Source organism: Streptomyces sp. ALI-76-A, from assembly GCF_030287445.1.
Lineage (GTDB): Bacteria > Actinomycetota > Actinomycetes > Streptomycetales > Streptomycetaceae > Streptomyces.
In genome coordinates this window covers 1,485,311-1,500,165 of the sequence record NZ_JASVWB010000002.1, presented here as the reverse complement: position 1 = coordinate 1,500,165, position 14,855 = coordinate 1,485,311, and the positions used below count along the sequence as shown (strand labels likewise).

The following is a 14,855-nucleotide window of genomic DNA, read 5'->3' as shown; positions in this document are numbered from 1 at the left end:
CTGTCGCCGATGTGGGTCATGCCCGTCCAGTGGGCCCGCCCGGTCGCCCGCCCTGTCCGCTCACCCGGTCGATCCACCCTGTCGGTCGCCGCGCAGCCCCGCCGCCACGTGCCGCTACGACGTCGTCGACCGTGCCGCCGCCAGCAGTGATGCCCAGTCCGGCAGCTTGACCACCCCGCGTCCCAGGGAGGCCCCGAGTTCCGCCTCGGCCCGCTCGATGGCCTGCCACCCCGCCCACTCGACCGGCCGGATCCCGTCGGCCCGCAAACCGGCGAGCGGATCACCCGGGCGACCCTCGCGTACGAGGGCGGGGGCGTCCTCCAGCAGGGAGATCACCGTCTCCTTGGCGCACGGCCGATTGGTGCCGATGACACCCGTCGGGCCCCGCTTGATCCACCCGGCCACGTACTCGCCCGGCGCGGCCGCGCCCTCGCGCAGGACCCGGCCGGCCAGCTGGGGCACGGTGCCGGTCGCCGGATCGAACGGCAGCCCCTCCAGCGGCACTCCGCGATAGCCCACCGAGCGCAGCACCAGCTGGGCCTCGATCTCCTCGAACCGGCCCGTGCCCGCCACGCCGCCCTGTCCGTCCGGCACCGTCCGCTCGAAGCGCACCGCGCCGACCCGCCCTCCGTGGGCGAGGAGTTCGACGGGCCGCAGGAAGAACCGCAGCCGGATCCGGCGGGGCGCGGGCTCCCGGGCCGGGGCGGTCGCCCAGCCGCGCAGCACCTCCACGTTGCGGCGCTGGGCGGGGGACAGGTCGGAGGGGGCCTCGTACGCCGGATCCAGCGCCAGCTCCCGCTGGTCGACGGTGACTTCGGTGCCCGGCAGGTCGCCCAGCTCGCGCAGCTCCTTGGTGGTGAAGCGGGCCTGGGAGGGGCCGCGCCGGCCCACCATGTGGATCTCGCTCACCCGGCTCGCGGCCAGCGCGCTCAGGGCCGGCTGCGGCATGTCGGTGGGGTGCAGCTCGGCCGGGCCCCGGGCCAGCATCCGGGTGACGTCCACGGCGACGTTCCCCACGCCGATGACCACCGCGGACCGGGCGCCGGCCACGAAACCGTCGGCCGCGCAGTCGGGGTGCGCGCTGTACCAGGACACGAACTCCGTCGCCGACCAGCTGCCCGGCAGGTCCTCGCCGGGGATCCCCAGGTGCCGGTCGGTGGCGGCGCCCACGCAGTACACGACGGCGTGGTACAGCTCCCGCAGCCGCGCCGCCGGCACCCCGCCGGGGCCGACCGGGACACCCCCGAGGAACCGGACCCGCTCGTGCTCCAGGACCGTCCGCAGGTTGTTCTGCAACGACTTGATCTTCTCGTGGTCCGGCGCCACGCCGTACCGCACCAGCCCGTACGGACACGGCAGCCGGTCCAGGACGTCGACGAGCACCTCGGGATCCAGCTGGACCAGGCTCTGGGCGGTGTAGCACCCACTCGGCCCGGAACCGACGACGGCGACACGGAGCACGGCGGAACTCCTTCCCCGGAGGATCCACGGGAGCCACTTCCAGGATCGCACCGCCTCGGCTCCGCTGACAGGGGGCTGCGCGCGGAACGGGGCGCGTGTCCGTTCGTATGGAATGTGATCATGAGGTTACGTTGCGTGTGTGCTAGACGCATCCTTTCTTAATCTTTCTGATCGTTGTCCGGAGGACGGCGCCGTGTCCGTGCGGCCCGCGTGGGAAGTGCGGGAGCACGGAGGCACGACGTCCTGGTTCGACGTCCGGCTGGAGTTCGCCGACGGCGCCCGGGTCGACGCGCTCGCCGTGGTGTCCCCGGGCGGGGTCTCGGTCGAGGACGTCCGGGCACGGCCGGCGCTGTCGTTCGACGACCTGGCCGTGCTCGCCGACTGGATCGAGGAGCCCCTCTGCGAGGCCTGCGGTGCCGGGCCCGCACCCGCCCCCGGGGCGGCCGCGCCGCGCCGCGCCCGCCCCGCGTGGCCGCGCGGCGTCGAGGGGCAGCGGCTGGTCGCGCAGGAGTACCGCGATGCCCAGAAGGCGGGCCGCGATCCCGTCGTCGCGGTGATGTGCGCGACCGGGCACGGCCGCCGCACGTCCCTCAGGCTGATCGCGCGGGCGCGGGACGCGGGTCTCCTGACGCCACGTCACGGTCGGCGCTGAGCACGGACGTCGGGGTGCGGTGGCGGAGTGCGAGGCGCCGCAGCGCCTCGCGGCGGGTCACAGCATGGACCGCATTCGCGTGATCTCGCTGGTCTGCTGAGCGATCACGTCGTCGGCCATCTCCTCGATCCGCACGTTGTTGCCCTGCCCCTTGACGTCCGTGGCCATGGTGACGGCGCCCTCGTGGTGGGTGGTCATCAGGGTGAGGAAGAGCTGGTCGAAGGCCTTGTCCCGGGCCGCCCGCAACTTCTTGAGCTGCGCCTCGGTCGCCATGCCGGGCATCGCGGCGTGCTCGTGGCCGTCGCCCTTCTCGTCCTTGCCGTGCTCCTCGAGCCAGCCCTGCATACTGCTGATCTCCGGGCCCTGCGCGGCCGCGATGCGTTCGGCGAGCGCCTTGACCTTCGCCGACTCGGCGCGGTCCGGGACCAGTTCGGCCATCTCCAGGGCCTGCCTGTGGTGCTCGATCATCATCCGGGCGTAGTCCACGTCCGCCGAGTTGGGGGTGTCGTCGTCGACACGCTGCTCTTCCGCGTCCTCGGGGGACAGAGTCCGGTTCGCCTCACCGGGCTTGCCGGGCACGAGCACCGAGGGGCCGGTCCCGGCCGCCGGTTTCGGGTCCGGCCCGGAGTCGCAGGCTCCGAGCCCGAGCGCGGCCAACGCGGTCAGCGTGGCCGTGGCGAGGGGAGCGCGCAACACGCGGCGGAAGGACACAACGACCTCCTGTGGCAGGCGAGATGGGCACCTCGTGAGTGCTGGTGACCGTCCTAGCACGCTTGAGCGCATGACTGATCGAAAACCTTCATTACATCTTTGTTGACCACTGTTGATATGTGCATGGTCAAGACCATACTTCGTGGTGCGTGAACCGTTCACACCGAACGGATCCAGGGAGGAAGCAGTGATCCTGTCGAACAACCCCCCCACCCGGCACAGACGCTGGGGAGTCGCGGCGGCGGCCACCGGCCTGCTGGCCGCGCTGCTGACGGCGGCTCCGGCGGCCGCGACCCCCGACCCCGGGGACGCGCCGACCGCCGGCAAGGAGGTGTCCAAGAGCACCGAGGCCAAGGTCCGGGCGGCTGTCGCCGAGGGTGAGATACCGGCCCAGGACCAGATAGTCCACTCCGCCAACATCGAGCACCTCGCCAACGTCCCCAAGGACGTGCTGCCCGGCACCAATTCGGACCTCGCCTTCCAGGGCAAGTACGCCTACGCCGGCAACTACGACGGCTTCCGGGTCTTCGACATCAGCAATCCGAAGGCGCCCAAGACGGTCGCCCAGGTGCTGTGCCCCGGCTCGCAGAACGACATCTCCGTCTCCGGCAACCTGCTCTTCCTGTCCACCGACTCCTCGCGCAGCGACAGCAGTTGCAACAGCACCACGCAGCCCGCGACCGAGAAGTCGTCGTGGGAGGGCATGAAGGTCTTCGACATCAGTGACAAGGCGAACCCGAAGTACGTCGCCGCCGTCGAGACCGCCTGCGGCTCCCACACCCACACCCTGGTGCCCGAGCGCAGGAACGTCTACGTCTACGTCTCCTCGTACTCACCGAACGCCACCTACCCGGACTGCCAGCCGCCGCACGACGGCATCTCGGTCATCAAGGTGCCGCGCGGCGCCCCCGAGAAGGCGGCGATCGTGGGCTTCCCGGTGCTCTTCCCCGGTGAGGGCGCGGACGGCGGCGGCAACCCCGGCGGACCCACCAACCCGGGCGTCTCCAAGACCACCGGCTGCCACGACATCACCGTGCTGCCCTCCAAGGACCTCGCGGCGGGCGCCTGCATGGGCGACGGCATCCTGTTCTCCATCAAGGACCCCGAGCGTCCGAAGGTGATCGACCAGGTGCAGGACAACGTCAACTTCGCGTTCTGGCACTCGGCGACCTTCAACCAGAAGGCGAACAAGATCGTCTTCACCGACGAGCTGGGCGGCGGCGGTGCGGCCACCTGCAACGCGGAGGTCGGACCGAACCGCGGCGCCGACGGCATCTACGACATCGTGGGCAAGGGCGACAAGCGCAAGCTGGTCTTCCGCAGCTACTTCAAGATCGACCGTCACCAGGCGCCCACCGAGGTCTGCGTGGCCCACAACGGGTCACTGATCCCGGTCAAGGGCAAGGACCTCATGGTCCAGGCGTGGTACCAGGGCGGCGTGTCCGTCTGGGACTTCACGGACTCCGCGCGCCCGAAGGAGATCGCCTACTTCGAGCGCGGCCCGCTGACCACCGACCGGGTCACGACCGCCGGCTCCTGGTCGGCGTACTACTACAACGGCTACATCTACTCGAACGACATCGCCAAGGGCTTCGACGTGCTGAAGCTCAACGACCGGCGCACCGACCCGGCGAAGCGGGTCCGGCTGGGCGAGCTCAACGTGCAGACGCAGCCGGACTACTTCGACTGACCGTCCCGGCCGCACTCCGGCGTGGTCCCGGTCGCGAAGAAGCGCGACAGGTCCGTGCCGTCCGTCTCACCCGTCCCGCCGGACGCCGTAGCGGCATCCGGCGGGACCCCGAGCTCCCAGTCGAGCCGGTAGCGCTTGAACAACTCGGCCCGCAGTACCGGTACCGGCATCGGCGCACCGGGGACCAGGGCCGCGAACACCGAGCCCATGAGCAGCGACCGCAGCATGGGATAGTCCGCGTCGACGTCCGCGGAACCGTGCCGGGCGAGCGTCTCGCGCAACAGCTGGGACAGGCGCTGCTGCTCCGGGCACTGCACGAAGCCCTCGGCCTGGAGGATCCCCGCCATGTGCTGGCGCATCAGCACGGGCCGGTCCCGGGCCAGGCCCAGGATCGCGTCGATGGCCCGCGCCATCCGCTCCCGGCCGTCCTCGGTGCACGGCTCGCGCTCCAGCGCCTCCTCCAGCGTGCGGTGCATCAGCCGGTGCACGGCGGACTGCACCAGCGTGCGCTTGCCGGGGAAGTAGTACGACACCAGGCCGCGGGCCGAGCCGGCCCGGTCCGCGATGTCTCCGAGCGTCGTCGCCTCGTACCCGCGCTCGCCGACCAGCTCCACCGCGGCCTGGAGAAGCCGCTCCCGGGAACGCCGCCGCAACTCTTCATTGACCGAGGCGCTGCGCGGGGACATGCTGTAACTCCTGCGTTGACTGGCTGCCAGCCAACTATACTCAGTGCGTCCGGACCGGCCCTCAGGCAAGGTCCGGGCTGCCGTCCGCCCTGGGCGACGCGGGGGATCGTCCAGGGCGGGCGGGCATCTTCCGCCGGTGGTGGCCTGAGGCTACGTTCTCCCGCTCACCCCACGAGGTCCAGGACCGGCCGCAGTCCGTCCGGTCGCTGGGTCACCGGCAGGTGGTCGACGAAGTGCACCCCGCAGCCCAGAGCCGCCGCGCCGCCGTCCGCCCGCCGGTCGTCGCCGACCATGAGGGTGTCCCGGGGGTCGGCGCCCAGCGCCGCGCAGGCGATCTCGAACAGGCGCGGGTCCGGCTTCTGGATGCCGTGTTCGTACGACAGGACGTACGTGTCGACATGGGCGTCGAGTCCGTGCTCGCGGAACACCGGCCGCAGGTCCCAGCCGATGTTGCTGACCACGCCCACACCGATCCCGCGCTCGCGCAGCGCGCGCAGCACCTCGGCGGCGTCCGGATACGGGGCCCAGGCGGCGGGAGTCATGTGCCGGTCGTACAGCGCGTCGTGCAACGCGGGATCGGGGAGCGGTACGCGGCGGGAGAGGCCGGTGTACGCGGCCCGGTGCAGCTCGGCGCTCTTGTCGCGGATCTCCCAGACGGAGGCGAGCTCGTCGGGGACCGGCAGGATGGCGGAACTCCCGCCGGGCAGGGCGCCCACGCGCTCCAGGGCCTGCGCGGCCCGCAGCAACTCCGGCTCGGGCAGGGAGAGTCCGGTCCGCGCGAGAACGGCTCGCAGCCACGACTCACCGGATTCGATACGGAAGAGGGTCCCTGAGAAGTCGAACAACACGGCAGCCATGCGGTGATCTTACGAGGCCACGTTCCGGGGCCGGGGCGGCTTGCCCATGCGGTCCAGGGCGCGGGGGAGCGCGTGCCATGGGGCGGGGCGGGGCGGTAGCCGGGGGTGCCAGGGTTGCCGGGGGGCAGGTGTCGGCGGGAGTCGTCGGGGGTGGCGGTGCTGCGGGCTGGCCGGTGCCGCCGAGGCGGCCGGTGCCTGGGAGTCGTCGCGTGGTAGGTGCCGCCGGGGTGGCCGGTGCGGCCGGTGTGGGCCAGGTGGAGCCTGCCGGAGTAGGCGGGGCGACAAGCAGCACGGGGGTGCCCGGCGCGGCAGGTGCCGCCGGGTAGCCGGAGCTGCCGGAGCTGCCGGGGTGGCCGGTGGACTGGTCGGCCGGCTCGTGGACTTCCCAGCGGCCGGGGAGCGGAGCCACCCCGACCCCGTTCCGCCCACGGCCGGGACCTTGCCGCCGCCCGCGGGCAGGCCACCCGCTCGCTCCTGCGCGGGGCGAGCCGCACGACGCGGTCCGGTGTGCGGGGACGCAGCCGGCCGCAGGACGCCGTCCGGTGTCAGGGCGCGGGCGAACGGCCCCGCGGTCGGCCGGGTCGTGCCCGGCCAGGCGCGCGGTGAGAAACGGCGATGCGACGGACGGCGTGGCCCTCGGCGTGCGGAGCGGCTGCCGGTCTCAGCCCGGGTGGTCCCCTGTACGCGTCGGCGCGAGCGGGGAGTTCACCGGTCGCCACCGCAGCTGGGCCAGCACCGCCAGGGCCACCGTCAGCGCGCCCAGGAGCCAGCCGCCGACCACGTCGGTGGTCCAGTGGACGCCCAGCCACACCCGGGTCAGGCCGACGCCGACGACGGACACCACCGCCACGGTGACGGCCGTGGTCCACAGGGCGCGGCCGACGCCGTGGCGGCGCAGCAGCCACAGCAGGAGGCCGCACACGACCACCGCGGTCATGGCGTGGCCCGACGGGAAGGCCGCGTAGTGGGCCGTGTCGACCGGGTCGGGCCAGACCGGGCGGGCCCGGCCGACCGCGGCCTTCAGGCCCTGCTGCACCAGCGTGCCCAGCGCACAGGCGGCCGCCAGCCACCCGGCCGTCCACCAGTCCGCGCGCCGCCACACCAGCCACACCACGACGACCGCGCACAGGATGCGCATCGTCCACGGGTCCCAGACCCAGTCCGTCAGGATCCGGAAGGTCTGCGTGACGCCGCGTTCCTCCACCGCCCAGCGATGGGTGGTGCGGGAGACATCCCCGTCGAAGTCGATCAGAGGCGACCATCTCGCCGCGACCAGCACCAGGAGCAGCGTGGAGCACAGCGCGAGGACGCCGGCGGCGCGGGCGGCGGCGCGGTGTGCCGACGGACGGGGCGGGGAGTCGACGGACGAGGTGTGCATACCCCGATCCTCGCCGACGCATGGGGCGTGAAACCAATTCCGGGCGACAACGGGTCGATGCCGGCGTGACTTCCACGTGTCGCGGGGGTGTCGTCGGGCAGCCCGCAGCCCGCAGCCCGCAGCCCGCACCGGACATCACACCTCGGCGCATACCGGGCCCGGGCCGCACGCCGTGCTCCCGTCCGCGACAGCACCCCGTCAGTGCCTCAGTGCGTCAGTGCGTCAGTGCCTCAGTGCGCCAGCGCGGCAGTCCGTCAGCCGTCGCCGCGCCGGACGACACGCGGACAAGGGCCCAGCCAAGGACTCACCCTCGATCCACGAACTCTCCCCCGCCGGTCACCCCAGCGCCCGCAGCCCCGGTACGAACGCCACCAGTACGGGGACGACCGGTACCAGCGCGGCGGCGGCCGTGAGCCGCAGTCGGCGGGTCGCGGTGAACCGGTCCCGGGGAGCGAGCAACCGGTGCACCCGCTGCGGCAGATGGGCGTGCGGGACCGCGCCGGGTCCGAACACGCCGCGGTCCTCGTTGAGTTCGACCAGGGCGAGCGCGGTGGTCAGCCGTCCGAAGCGGCGGGAAGCCATGTCGTCGGCGGCCAGTTCGACCAGCCGGTGCATCTCGTCGCGGAACGCCGCGAACACCGGCACCCGCGGGAACCCGCCGGCCAGCGCCGCCGAGCAGTGCAGCAGCCAGTCGTGCCGGGCCTGGGCGTGCCCCTCCTCGTGTGCGACGAGCGCGTCCAGCCGGCGTCCTTCCAGCCGGCGCAGCGCGGCCGTGGTGACGACGAGCCGGGGTGTCGTACCCGGCAGCCACCAGGCGTCGGGCCGCTCGCCCTCCAGCACCACGAGCCGGCTGCCGGGGTCCTCGCCGGGCAACAGCGGTGCGCGAACGAGGAGTTCGGCCCGGCGCTGCCGACGCCGGGCACGCGTGCGGACGACCTCGCGCACCAGCATCGCCGCGCTCCACACCCCGCCGCAGGCCAGCGCCACCGCGGTCGCCGCGGGCCACGGTCCGGTCGTACCGAGCGTGTAGGCCTCCACGACGGCGTGCGGGGCGGGCGCGAACACATGGCCGCGCACCGCCTGCCAGGCCACCGCCGCGCTGAGGGTCATCGACAACGCACAGCACAGCAGGACGGCCGCCACCACGCACTGCCACACCCACAGGGCGAGGACGGGTTCGTGGTCCGTCCAGTCGGCCCGGGCCAGCAGCCGGGGCGCGAGGACGGCGGTCAGGGCGCCGAGCAGCAACAGTGCCGCGGGGAGCATCATGGGTGCAGCTTATGAGCGCCGCGCCGCTCGCGGGTACGGAGCCTGCGGCCGAAGTGACGCAGGCAACGGTGCCGTACGCGGCCGTACCGTGCGTGCCTTGTTCCGTAGGGCGGCCGTACCGTCCGCGCCTCAGGCCGATTGCGGTACCGTCCGCGCCGCGGCCTTCGGCGGGTGTGGGTCACAGCGTCAGCAGCATCGTCACCATGGCGATCCCCATCGACAGCCGGCAGGCCCGCGCCAGTTCGGGCCGGTCTCCCCACGGGACGGCCGCGCCCGCAGCGCCGGCGGGCACCAGGCGTGCGCCGGACAGCAGCACGTACCCCGCGAAGTAGAGCAGCAGCGCCCCCGTCACCAGGGGGGCGTCGGCCCCGCCGTGCCCGGCCTGCGCGGCGGGGGAGGCGGCCATGACCGCCGCCATGTAGACCATGGCCAGGGCCCCCACGAGGTGGTGCAGGTGATGCGTGCTCGCCCGCGCCGCCCACAGGGAGTGCACCGCCGCCCCGCCGAACACGGCCGCGTAGGCGGGCCAGGCCCAGGACGGCGGGGTGAACGCCGCCGCGGGCACGGCCATCGCGGCCATGCCGAAACCCATCAGCGCCTCGCCGCCCGCGGCGCGGCGCTGTTCCTCCACCCCGCTGCGCATCCGCAGCAGGCAGTACGCCCCGGTCGCCGCGCACACCACCACCAGCAGCCAGCCGGGAGAAGCCGGTCCGTGCACGCCTCCACCTCCCGCTCGACGGTCGGTCAAGGGATGCCCGGGCGGTGCGGCGCGCAAGCGAGCGCAAGGATGTACACGGGGTGCATCCGACGGAGCACGGCAGGTCGGAGTGCCCGCCGGGGCCTCGCCGCCGCCCTGGCCGACCTGCGCACCACGGTCGAGGCCGGCTCCCGCGAGTGGTGGCAGCGTGCCCTGCCGCACCAGAGGGTCGTGCGCGCCGAACAGCGCGGACGCCGTACGCTCGCGGCGACGGTACGGGCCGGGGACTGCACCTGGACCGGGACACGGACACGGACACGGACACCACGGAGTGCGTACGGCCATGACGGCGACCGGCGGACGGCCGACCACGGCGGAGGACGAGTCGGGGAACGACACGGTCGCCGCGGTCGTCCGGCAGTGGCAGACCGTGTACCCCGACCTCGACACCGGCCCCGTGGAGATCATCGGCCGCGTCAACCGCTGCGCCGCCCTCCTCCAGCAGGCCGAGGACGCCCCCCTGCGCCGGGCCGCCCTCAGCCGCCCCGAGTTCGACCTGCTCGGCGCGCTGCGCCGCACCGGACACGAGCTGACCCCCGGCGAACTGGCCCGCGAGACCTTCTCCTCGGGCGCCGCCGTCACCAAGCGCCTCAAGGCCCTGACCGAGCGGGACCTGGTCGACCGGCGTGGCGACACCCGGGACCGCCGCGTCGCGCACGTCCGCCTCACGGACGCCGGACGCGATCTGGTCGACGACGTCCTGCCCGAGCAGCTCGCCTACGAGACCTCCGTCCTGTCCGGGATCGACCCGGCGCAGCAGGAGGAACTGGCCGGGCTGCTCGCCGGGCTGCTGAGTCGGCTGGAGGGCCGCCTGGGAGCCCCGCGCCCCTGAGACCGCCCGGCGGCTCCGCCGCCCTGATGCTCCGGTGCCGCCGTGCACCGCGCGTTTCGCTGGTGGACCAGCCATTGACGGGGCTGAGGGTTCCTTCCTGCGTTCGACCGGGCCGGTCCGGATCACCGCCCGACGTACGACGTGCCGGACGAAGGGTGGATGGCCCGGCGTACGACGTGCCGGACGAAGGGTGGATGGCGTGACCGCCGAAGACCCCGGCGTCCCCGCTCCCGACCGGCTCACCGTCGACCTCGGAGCCGGCACCGGCCCCATCCACGGCGGCGCGAGCGGCACGATCCACGGCCTGTCCGGGAGACATGGCGCGAGCGGCAGATCCACGGCCTGTACGGAGACGGCGTGCCCAGCCGGGCGGTCGTCGAGGGCAGGTACGTCCGCACGGTCACGACGAGGCGCAGGACGGCCTCCGGCGCACCCGGGCGCCGACGCGCTGGAGATCCTGCCGTCGTTCGTCGCGGCGGGCGGCGAACTCCCCGACTTCGACGGCGAGTCCCGCGACCCCCACGATCAACGACCGCCCACGCCCCCGTCCTCGACCGGGTGACGGTGACGCCGCTGTTCCGAAGGACGCGCCGTTCTGGCGGATCCGTCGGGAGCGGGCGGTGTGCCGTCACGTGGGCCGTGACGGGAATCGGCGAGCGTCGCGCGTGCCGCCCGGCGCAGGGAGGAACCGGCCGCCTCGCGTGCGTCAGCGTTCGTCCCCCGCGCGGTACACGCCGAACACCGCCGCCTGCGGGTCCCGCAGCACCGCGATGCGGGGGCCGCCGGGCACGGAGGTGGGCTCCATGAGAAGGGTGCCGCCCGCCGCCGTCGCGGTGGCCGCGGTGGCGTCCACGTCCTCCACCGCGAAGTACGGAAGCCAGTGCGGGGGCACCTCGGGCGGGAAGGTGTCGCCCATCGTCACCATGCCGCCGAAGTCGGCGCCGTCGAGGCCCCACCGCGTGTACTGCGCCGAGGCGTTGACGCTCCAGCCGAACACCGTCGTGTAGAACACCACGGCCCGCTCGGGGGCCCGGGTCAGCAGCTCCACCCAGCCCAGCGAACCGGGCGCGTTGAACACCCCGGCGCCCGGGAAGGACCGGCCCTGCCAGAGCTGGAAGGCCGCCCCGGCCGGATCGAGGGCCACCGCGAACCGGCCCACGTCGAACACGTCCATCGGGCCGACCAGGACCGTGCCGCCGGCCTCCGTCACCGTCCGGACGGCGGCGTCCGCGTCCCGTACGGCGAACGACACGTTCCACGCGACCGGCTGCGACTCCTGGTACAGCGGGGTCAGCGCGGCGACCGCGGCGTCCCCGAGGTGCGCGATGGTGTATCCGCCGGCCTCCTGGCGTGGATCCGTCTCGGGGCGCCAGCCGAACAGTCGCGTGTAGAACCGCTGGGCCGCCGCCAGGTCGCTGGTCCCCAGCTCGGTCCAGCAGGGGCCGCCGGTCACCGGCTCGTCGAGCTTCATGGTGTTCCTCCCGGGGATGTCCCCCCGACAGCACGCTAAGCCCCGGCCCGGGGCCCGGCCATCCGATGGTGGCGGCGTTACGCTCGTCGGTGCCCGCGCCGCCGTAGAACCGGAGAACCACGCCATGGACGCCGCAACCGACCTGATCTTCCGTGAGGCCACCGACGCCGACGTGGACGTGCTGGTCGCGCTGATCGAGTCGGCGTACCGAGGGGACGCCAGCCGTGCCGGGTGGACGACCGAGGCGGACATCCTGGAGGGGCAGCGGACCGACCCGGAGGGTGTGCTGGCCGTCATCAAGGCCCCCGACAGCCGCCTGCTCACCGTCGAGCGCGACGGCCGGGTCGTCGCCTGCTGCCAGCTCGAACACCGCGGCGAGCACGCCTACTTCGGGATGTTCGCGGTCAGCCCCGCGTTGCAGGGCGGCGGCCTCGGCAAGGTGATCATCGCGGAGGCGGAGCGGCAGGCGCGGGCGACCTGGGGGGCCAAGGAGATGCACATGACCGTGATCTCCGTGCGCGACGACCTCATCGCCTGGTACGAGCGCCGCGGCTACCGCCGTACGGGAAAGACGGCCCCCTTCCCGTACGGCGACGAGCGCTTCGGTGTTCCGCGGCGCGACGACCTGCGGTTCGAGCTGCTGGTCAAGGAGCTCGCATGATCGTTACGCCGCTCGGCCCGCCGTCACGCCGTGAAGCGGCCCGTGCGCTTGATCTCCGGGTAGTCCGTGGTCGCGCCGTCCAGTCCGAGGGCCCGGGCGAGCCGTAGATGGTCCTGGGTGTTCACCACCCAGCCGATGATCTTCAGGTCCGCCTTGCGCGCCTGCTCCACGATCTCCAGGGTCAGCCGCCGGATGTTGAGGCAGACGGTCGCGGCCCCGGCCTCCACGGCGCGGTCCACGACATCGGTGCCGTAGCGGCTGGCGATCAGGGCGGTGCGTACCCCCGGCACCAGCCGGGAGATCTCGGTGATCGCCTCGTCGTGGAACGAGGACACCTCCACGCGTGCCGTCAGGTTCCGCCGGTGCATGACCTCGGCGAGCGCGCGGGCCGCCGCCACGTCCTTGATCTCGGCCTGTAGCGGCAGCCGCACGGCGTCCAGGACCTCATCGAACACCGGGATCCGCTCGCCGCGCCCGGCGTCCAGCGCGCGCAGCTCGTCGAGGGTCCGCTCGACGATCGGGCCGGTCCCGTCGGTCGTCCGGTCCACGCGGGCGTCGTGCATGACGACGAGGGCGCCGTCCTTGCTCAGGTGCAGATCGAGTTCGATGACGTCGAGGCCCGCGTGTTCGGCGGCGACGAAGGAGCGGAGCGTGTTCTCGGGTTCGACACCCATGACTCCGCGGTGACCGATGGTGAGGAAGTTCAAGGCTCGTCTCGCTTCCGTCGACGGCGGCTCGGCGTCCCGCGCGGACCGGGGCGGACGGCCGCGGGGTCGGATTCGCAGCCTAACGGCCCGGCCCCGCGATGAACCCGTGCCTGCGCCGGGAGCGGGCGGGCGAAGCGGAAGGAGTTGCCCACACGATGTCCAACAGGAAAAAGTTCTGTGACGATGAGAGGTGGCAGGATAATTTCCCGAAGCTCCACTTGCTGACCGAAACCACGTACGTATACGGTCTCCTTACGTGAGGTTCTCCCGTGGAGGATGGGGCATGACGGAAATTCTTGTGCAGGTGGGTTCGGAGGAGCAGGTTCCTCCCGCGGCCCGGGTGGTGGAGCACCCGGCGTGGCCCGTGCTCAAGGACGCCGTGGAGCAGATCCGGCCATGGCAGTCCAAGGACGGGTCGATCGACCTCGCGGCCGAGGGCGCCCCCGACCGCGCGGACGCCGAGCGTGCCGTACGCCGTGTCACCGACGCCGTCGAGGAGCTGTCGCCGCTGCTTCCGCACGACGCCGCCTACCACCAGGCCCTGGTGCGGGACCTGCGCCGGTGGGCCGACGGCGGCTTCGGGGTGCCGGACTTCCTCGACTCGCTGCTGGCCTTCCAGCCCGCCGCGAACCGCGCGGACGGCCTCCAGCACCTGGTCGTCTTCCCGATGTACACGCAGAACGGCAACCCGGACCGCAACCTCGAAGCGGTCGTGCTGCGCATGGTCTGGCCGGACTGGCTGGCCGAACTGGAGCGCACCCGCTACGACAACCCGCTGTTCTGCGGCATCACGTTCGAGGACTTCACGGCCGGCTACGACACCAACTCGGCGGTGCTCTTCCCCGAGACGATCGCGGTGCGCGAGGCGCCCGAGCGGTTCAGCTGGGGCGGCATCTTCTGCGACCGCGAGGCCGCCCGCTTCCGCCGGGTGACCGCGGCCGCCGTGGACGTGCTCGGCATGGAGCTGCCCGAGGACGTCGCCGCGATGGTCCACGACCAGAAGCGCTGCGAGGAGGCGTTCGTGCTGTGGGACATGGTCCACGACCGCACCCACAGCCACGGCGACCTGCCCTTCGACCCGTTCATGATCAAGCAGCGCCAGCCGTTCTGGATGTACGGCCTCGAGGAGCTGCGCTGCGACCTCACCGCCTTCCGGGAGGCCGTGACGCTGGAGGCCGACGGCGTCCCGCAGGCCCGCGACGTGCAGTACGCGGTCCTGTTCGACCGCATGTTCCGGTTCCCGGTCACCGGCGAGCGCGTGCGCAACTACGACGGCCTCGGCGGGCAGCTCCTCTTCGCCTACCTGCACAAGCACGACGTCGTGCGCTGGACCGACAACAAGCTCTTCATCGACTGGCAGCGCGCGCCCCAGGTCACCAACCAGCTGTGCGCCGACATCGAGCAGCTGTACCGGGACGGCATCGACCGCCCCAAGCTGGTCCACTGGTTCGCCGGATACGAGCTGGTCTCCACCTACCTCGCCCCGCACCCGGGCTCCCGCTGGGCCAAGGGCCCGGACGCCCTCGACCTGAGTCTGCCGCCGCGCAAACTCGTCGACGACGTGCTTCCGGACGAGTTTCCGCTGAGCATGTTCTATGAGGCGCTCTCCAAGAAGCTGAAGAACGTGATCGCCTCCACCAAGGGCATCACGGCCGAGAGCGCCGAACGGGTCGCCGCGTGAGCGACCGCGTGCACGGTGAACCAGCGCACACTGCTCAGGAGG

General features: G+C 72.7%; 15 protein-coding genes. 6 read left to right on the top strand and 9 right to left on the bottom strand.

Features of this window, described 5'->3' with window-relative positions; all coding sequences use genetic code 11:
• Positions 1-114: 114 nt before the first annotated feature.
• Entirely contained in the window at positions 115-1,461 is a 1,347-nt protein-coding gene (locus tag QQS16_RS07715) for an FAD-dependent oxidoreductase (RefSeq protein ID WP_286060871.1), read from the bottom strand.
• A 193-nt stretch (positions 1,462-1,654) separates the two neighbouring features.
• Between QQS16_RS07715 and QQS16_RS07710 the strand changes: the two genes are divergently transcribed.
• Positions 1,655-2,113: a DUF6214 family protein gene (locus QQS16_RS07710; RefSeq protein ID WP_286060870.1), complete on the top strand. Its 459-nt coding sequence runs from the start codon at positions 1,655-1,657 to the stop codon at positions 2,111-2,113.
• A 57-nt stretch (positions 2,114-2,170) separates the two neighbouring features.
• On the opposite strand, the gene QQS16_RS07705 is transcribed toward QQS16_RS07710, so the two are convergent.
• Positions 2,171-2,824 (bottom strand): DUF305 domain-containing protein, encoded by a 654-nt coding sequence (locus tag QQS16_RS07705; protein ID WP_286060869.1) that lies wholly within the window; start codon positions 2,822-2,824, stop codon positions 2,171-2,173.
• 187 nt (positions 2,825-3,011) lie between these two features.
• Between QQS16_RS07705 and QQS16_RS07700 the strand changes: the two genes are divergently transcribed.
• Entirely contained in the window at positions 3,012-4,514 is a 1,503-nt protein-coding gene (locus tag QQS16_RS07700; RefSeq protein ID WP_286060868.1) for an LVIVD repeat-containing protein, read from the top strand.
• On the opposite strand, the gene QQS16_RS07695 is transcribed toward QQS16_RS07700, so the two are convergent.
• The 5 genes from QQS16_RS07695 to QQS16_RS07675 all read right to left on the bottom strand — a co-directional run bounded on the left by QQS16_RS07695 (position 4,502) and on the right by QQS16_RS07675 (position 9,422).
• Entirely contained in the window at positions 4,502-5,200 is a 699-nt protein-coding gene (locus QQS16_RS07695; RefSeq protein WP_286060867.1) for a TetR/AcrR family transcriptional regulator, read from the bottom strand. The genes QQS16_RS07700 and QQS16_RS07695 overlap by 13 nt on opposite strands.
• Positions 5,201-5,364: 164 nt before the next feature.
• Entirely contained in the window at positions 5,365-6,057 is a 693-nt protein-coding gene (locus QQS16_RS07690; protein WP_286060866.1) for an HAD family hydrolase, read from the bottom strand.
• Between the two features lie 661 nt (positions 6,058-6,718).
• Positions 6,719-7,435, bottom strand: a complete 717-nt coding sequence (locus QQS16_RS07685) for a phosphatase PAP2 family protein (protein ID WP_286060865.1) — start codon at positions 7,433-7,435, stop codon at positions 6,719-6,721.
• Between the two features lie 336 nt (positions 7,436-7,771).
• Positions 7,772-8,704: a M56 family metallopeptidase gene (locus QQS16_RS07680; protein ID WP_286060864.1), complete on the bottom strand. Its 933-nt coding sequence runs from the start codon at positions 8,702-8,704 to the stop codon at positions 7,772-7,774.
• A 178-nt stretch (positions 8,705-8,882) separates the two neighbouring features.
• Positions 8,883-9,422 (bottom strand): DUF5134 domain-containing protein, encoded by a 540-nt coding sequence (locus QQS16_RS07675; protein ID WP_286060863.1) that lies wholly within the window; start codon positions 9,420-9,422, stop codon positions 8,883-8,885.
• A 322-nt stretch (positions 9,423-9,744) separates the two neighbouring features.
• On the opposite strand from QQS16_RS07675, the gene QQS16_RS07670 reads away from it, so the two are divergent.
• Both QQS16_RS07670 and QQS16_RS07665 read left to right on the top strand, forming a co-directional pair.
• Complete coding sequence (locus QQS16_RS07670) at positions 9,745-10,293, top strand: MarR family winged helix-turn-helix transcriptional regulator (RefSeq protein ID WP_286060862.1); 549 nt, start codon at positions 9,745-9,747, stop codon at positions 10,291-10,293.
• Positions 10,294-10,492: 199 nt separating this feature from the next.
• Complete coding sequence (locus QQS16_RS07665) at positions 10,493-10,855, top strand: hypothetical protein (protein WP_353479663.1); 363 nt, start codon at positions 10,493-10,495, stop codon at positions 10,853-10,855.
• Positions 10,856-10,999: 144 nt separating this feature from the next.
• On the opposite strand, the gene QQS16_RS07660 is transcribed toward QQS16_RS07665, so the two are convergent.
• Entirely contained in the window at positions 11,000-11,764 is a 765-nt protein-coding gene (locus tag QQS16_RS07660; RefSeq protein WP_286060861.1) for a VOC family protein, read from the bottom strand.
• Between the two features lie 124 nt (positions 11,765-11,888).
• Here QQS16_RS07660 and QQS16_RS07655 point away from each other — a divergent pair, with 124 nt between their 5' ends.
• Positions 11,889-12,425 (top strand): GNAT family N-acetyltransferase, encoded by a 537-nt coding sequence (locus QQS16_RS07655; RefSeq protein ID WP_286060860.1) that lies wholly within the window; start codon positions 11,889-11,891, stop codon positions 12,423-12,425.
• 23 nt (positions 12,426-12,448) lie between these two features.
• Here the strand turns inward: QQS16_RS07655 and QQS16_RS07650 are convergent, their stop codons facing one another.
• Positions 12,449-13,132 carry a glycerophosphodiester phosphodiesterase gene (locus QQS16_RS07650; protein WP_286060859.1) on the bottom strand — a complete coding sequence of 228 codons (684 nt, stop codon included), beginning with the start codon at positions 13,130-13,132 and terminating at the stop codon, positions 12,449-12,451.
• Positions 13,133-13,415: 283 nt separating this feature from the next.
• Here QQS16_RS07650 and QQS16_RS07645 point away from each other — a divergent pair, with 283 nt between their 5' ends.
• Complete coding sequence (locus tag QQS16_RS07645; RefSeq protein WP_286060858.1) at positions 13,416-14,813, top strand: DUF6421 family protein; 1,398 nt, start codon at positions 13,416-13,418, stop codon at positions 14,811-14,813.
• The last annotated feature ends 42 nt before the right edge of the window (positions 14,814-14,855 follow it).

Excerpts from the sequence above, each read along its gene's own strand:
- QQS16_RS07695 (WP_286060867.1), bottom strand. The coding sequence starts at position 5,200 with ATGTCCCCGCGCAGCGCCTCGGTCAATGAAGAGTTGCGGCGGCGTTCC.
- QQS16_RS07690 (WP_286060866.1), bottom strand. The coding sequence starts at position 6,057 with ATGGCTGCCGTGTTGTTCGACTTCTCAGGGACCCTCTTCCGTATCGAA.
- QQS16_RS07685 (WP_286060865.1), bottom strand. The coding sequence starts at position 7,435 with ATGCACACCTCGTCCGTCGACTCCCCGCCCCGTCCGTCGGCACACCGC.
- QQS16_RS07680 (WP_286060864.1), bottom strand. The coding sequence starts at position 8,704 with ATGATGCTCCCCGCGGCACTGTTGCTGCTCGGCGCCCTGACCGCCGTC.
- QQS16_RS07670 (WP_286060862.1), top strand. The coding sequence starts at position 9,745 with ATGACGGCGACCGGCGGACGGCCGACCACGGCGGAGGACGAGTCGGGG.
- QQS16_RS07660 (WP_286060861.1), bottom strand. The coding sequence starts at position 11,764 with ATGAAGCTCGACGAGCCGGTGACCGGCGGCCCCTGCTGGACCGAGCTG.
- QQS16_RS07655 (WP_286060860.1), top strand. The coding sequence starts at position 11,889 with ATGGACGCCGCAACCGACCTGATCTTCCGTGAGGCCACCGACGCCGAC.
- QQS16_RS07645 (WP_286060858.1), top strand. The coding sequence starts at position 13,416 with ATGACGGAAATTCTTGTGCAGGTGGGTTCGGAGGAGCAGGTTCCTCCC.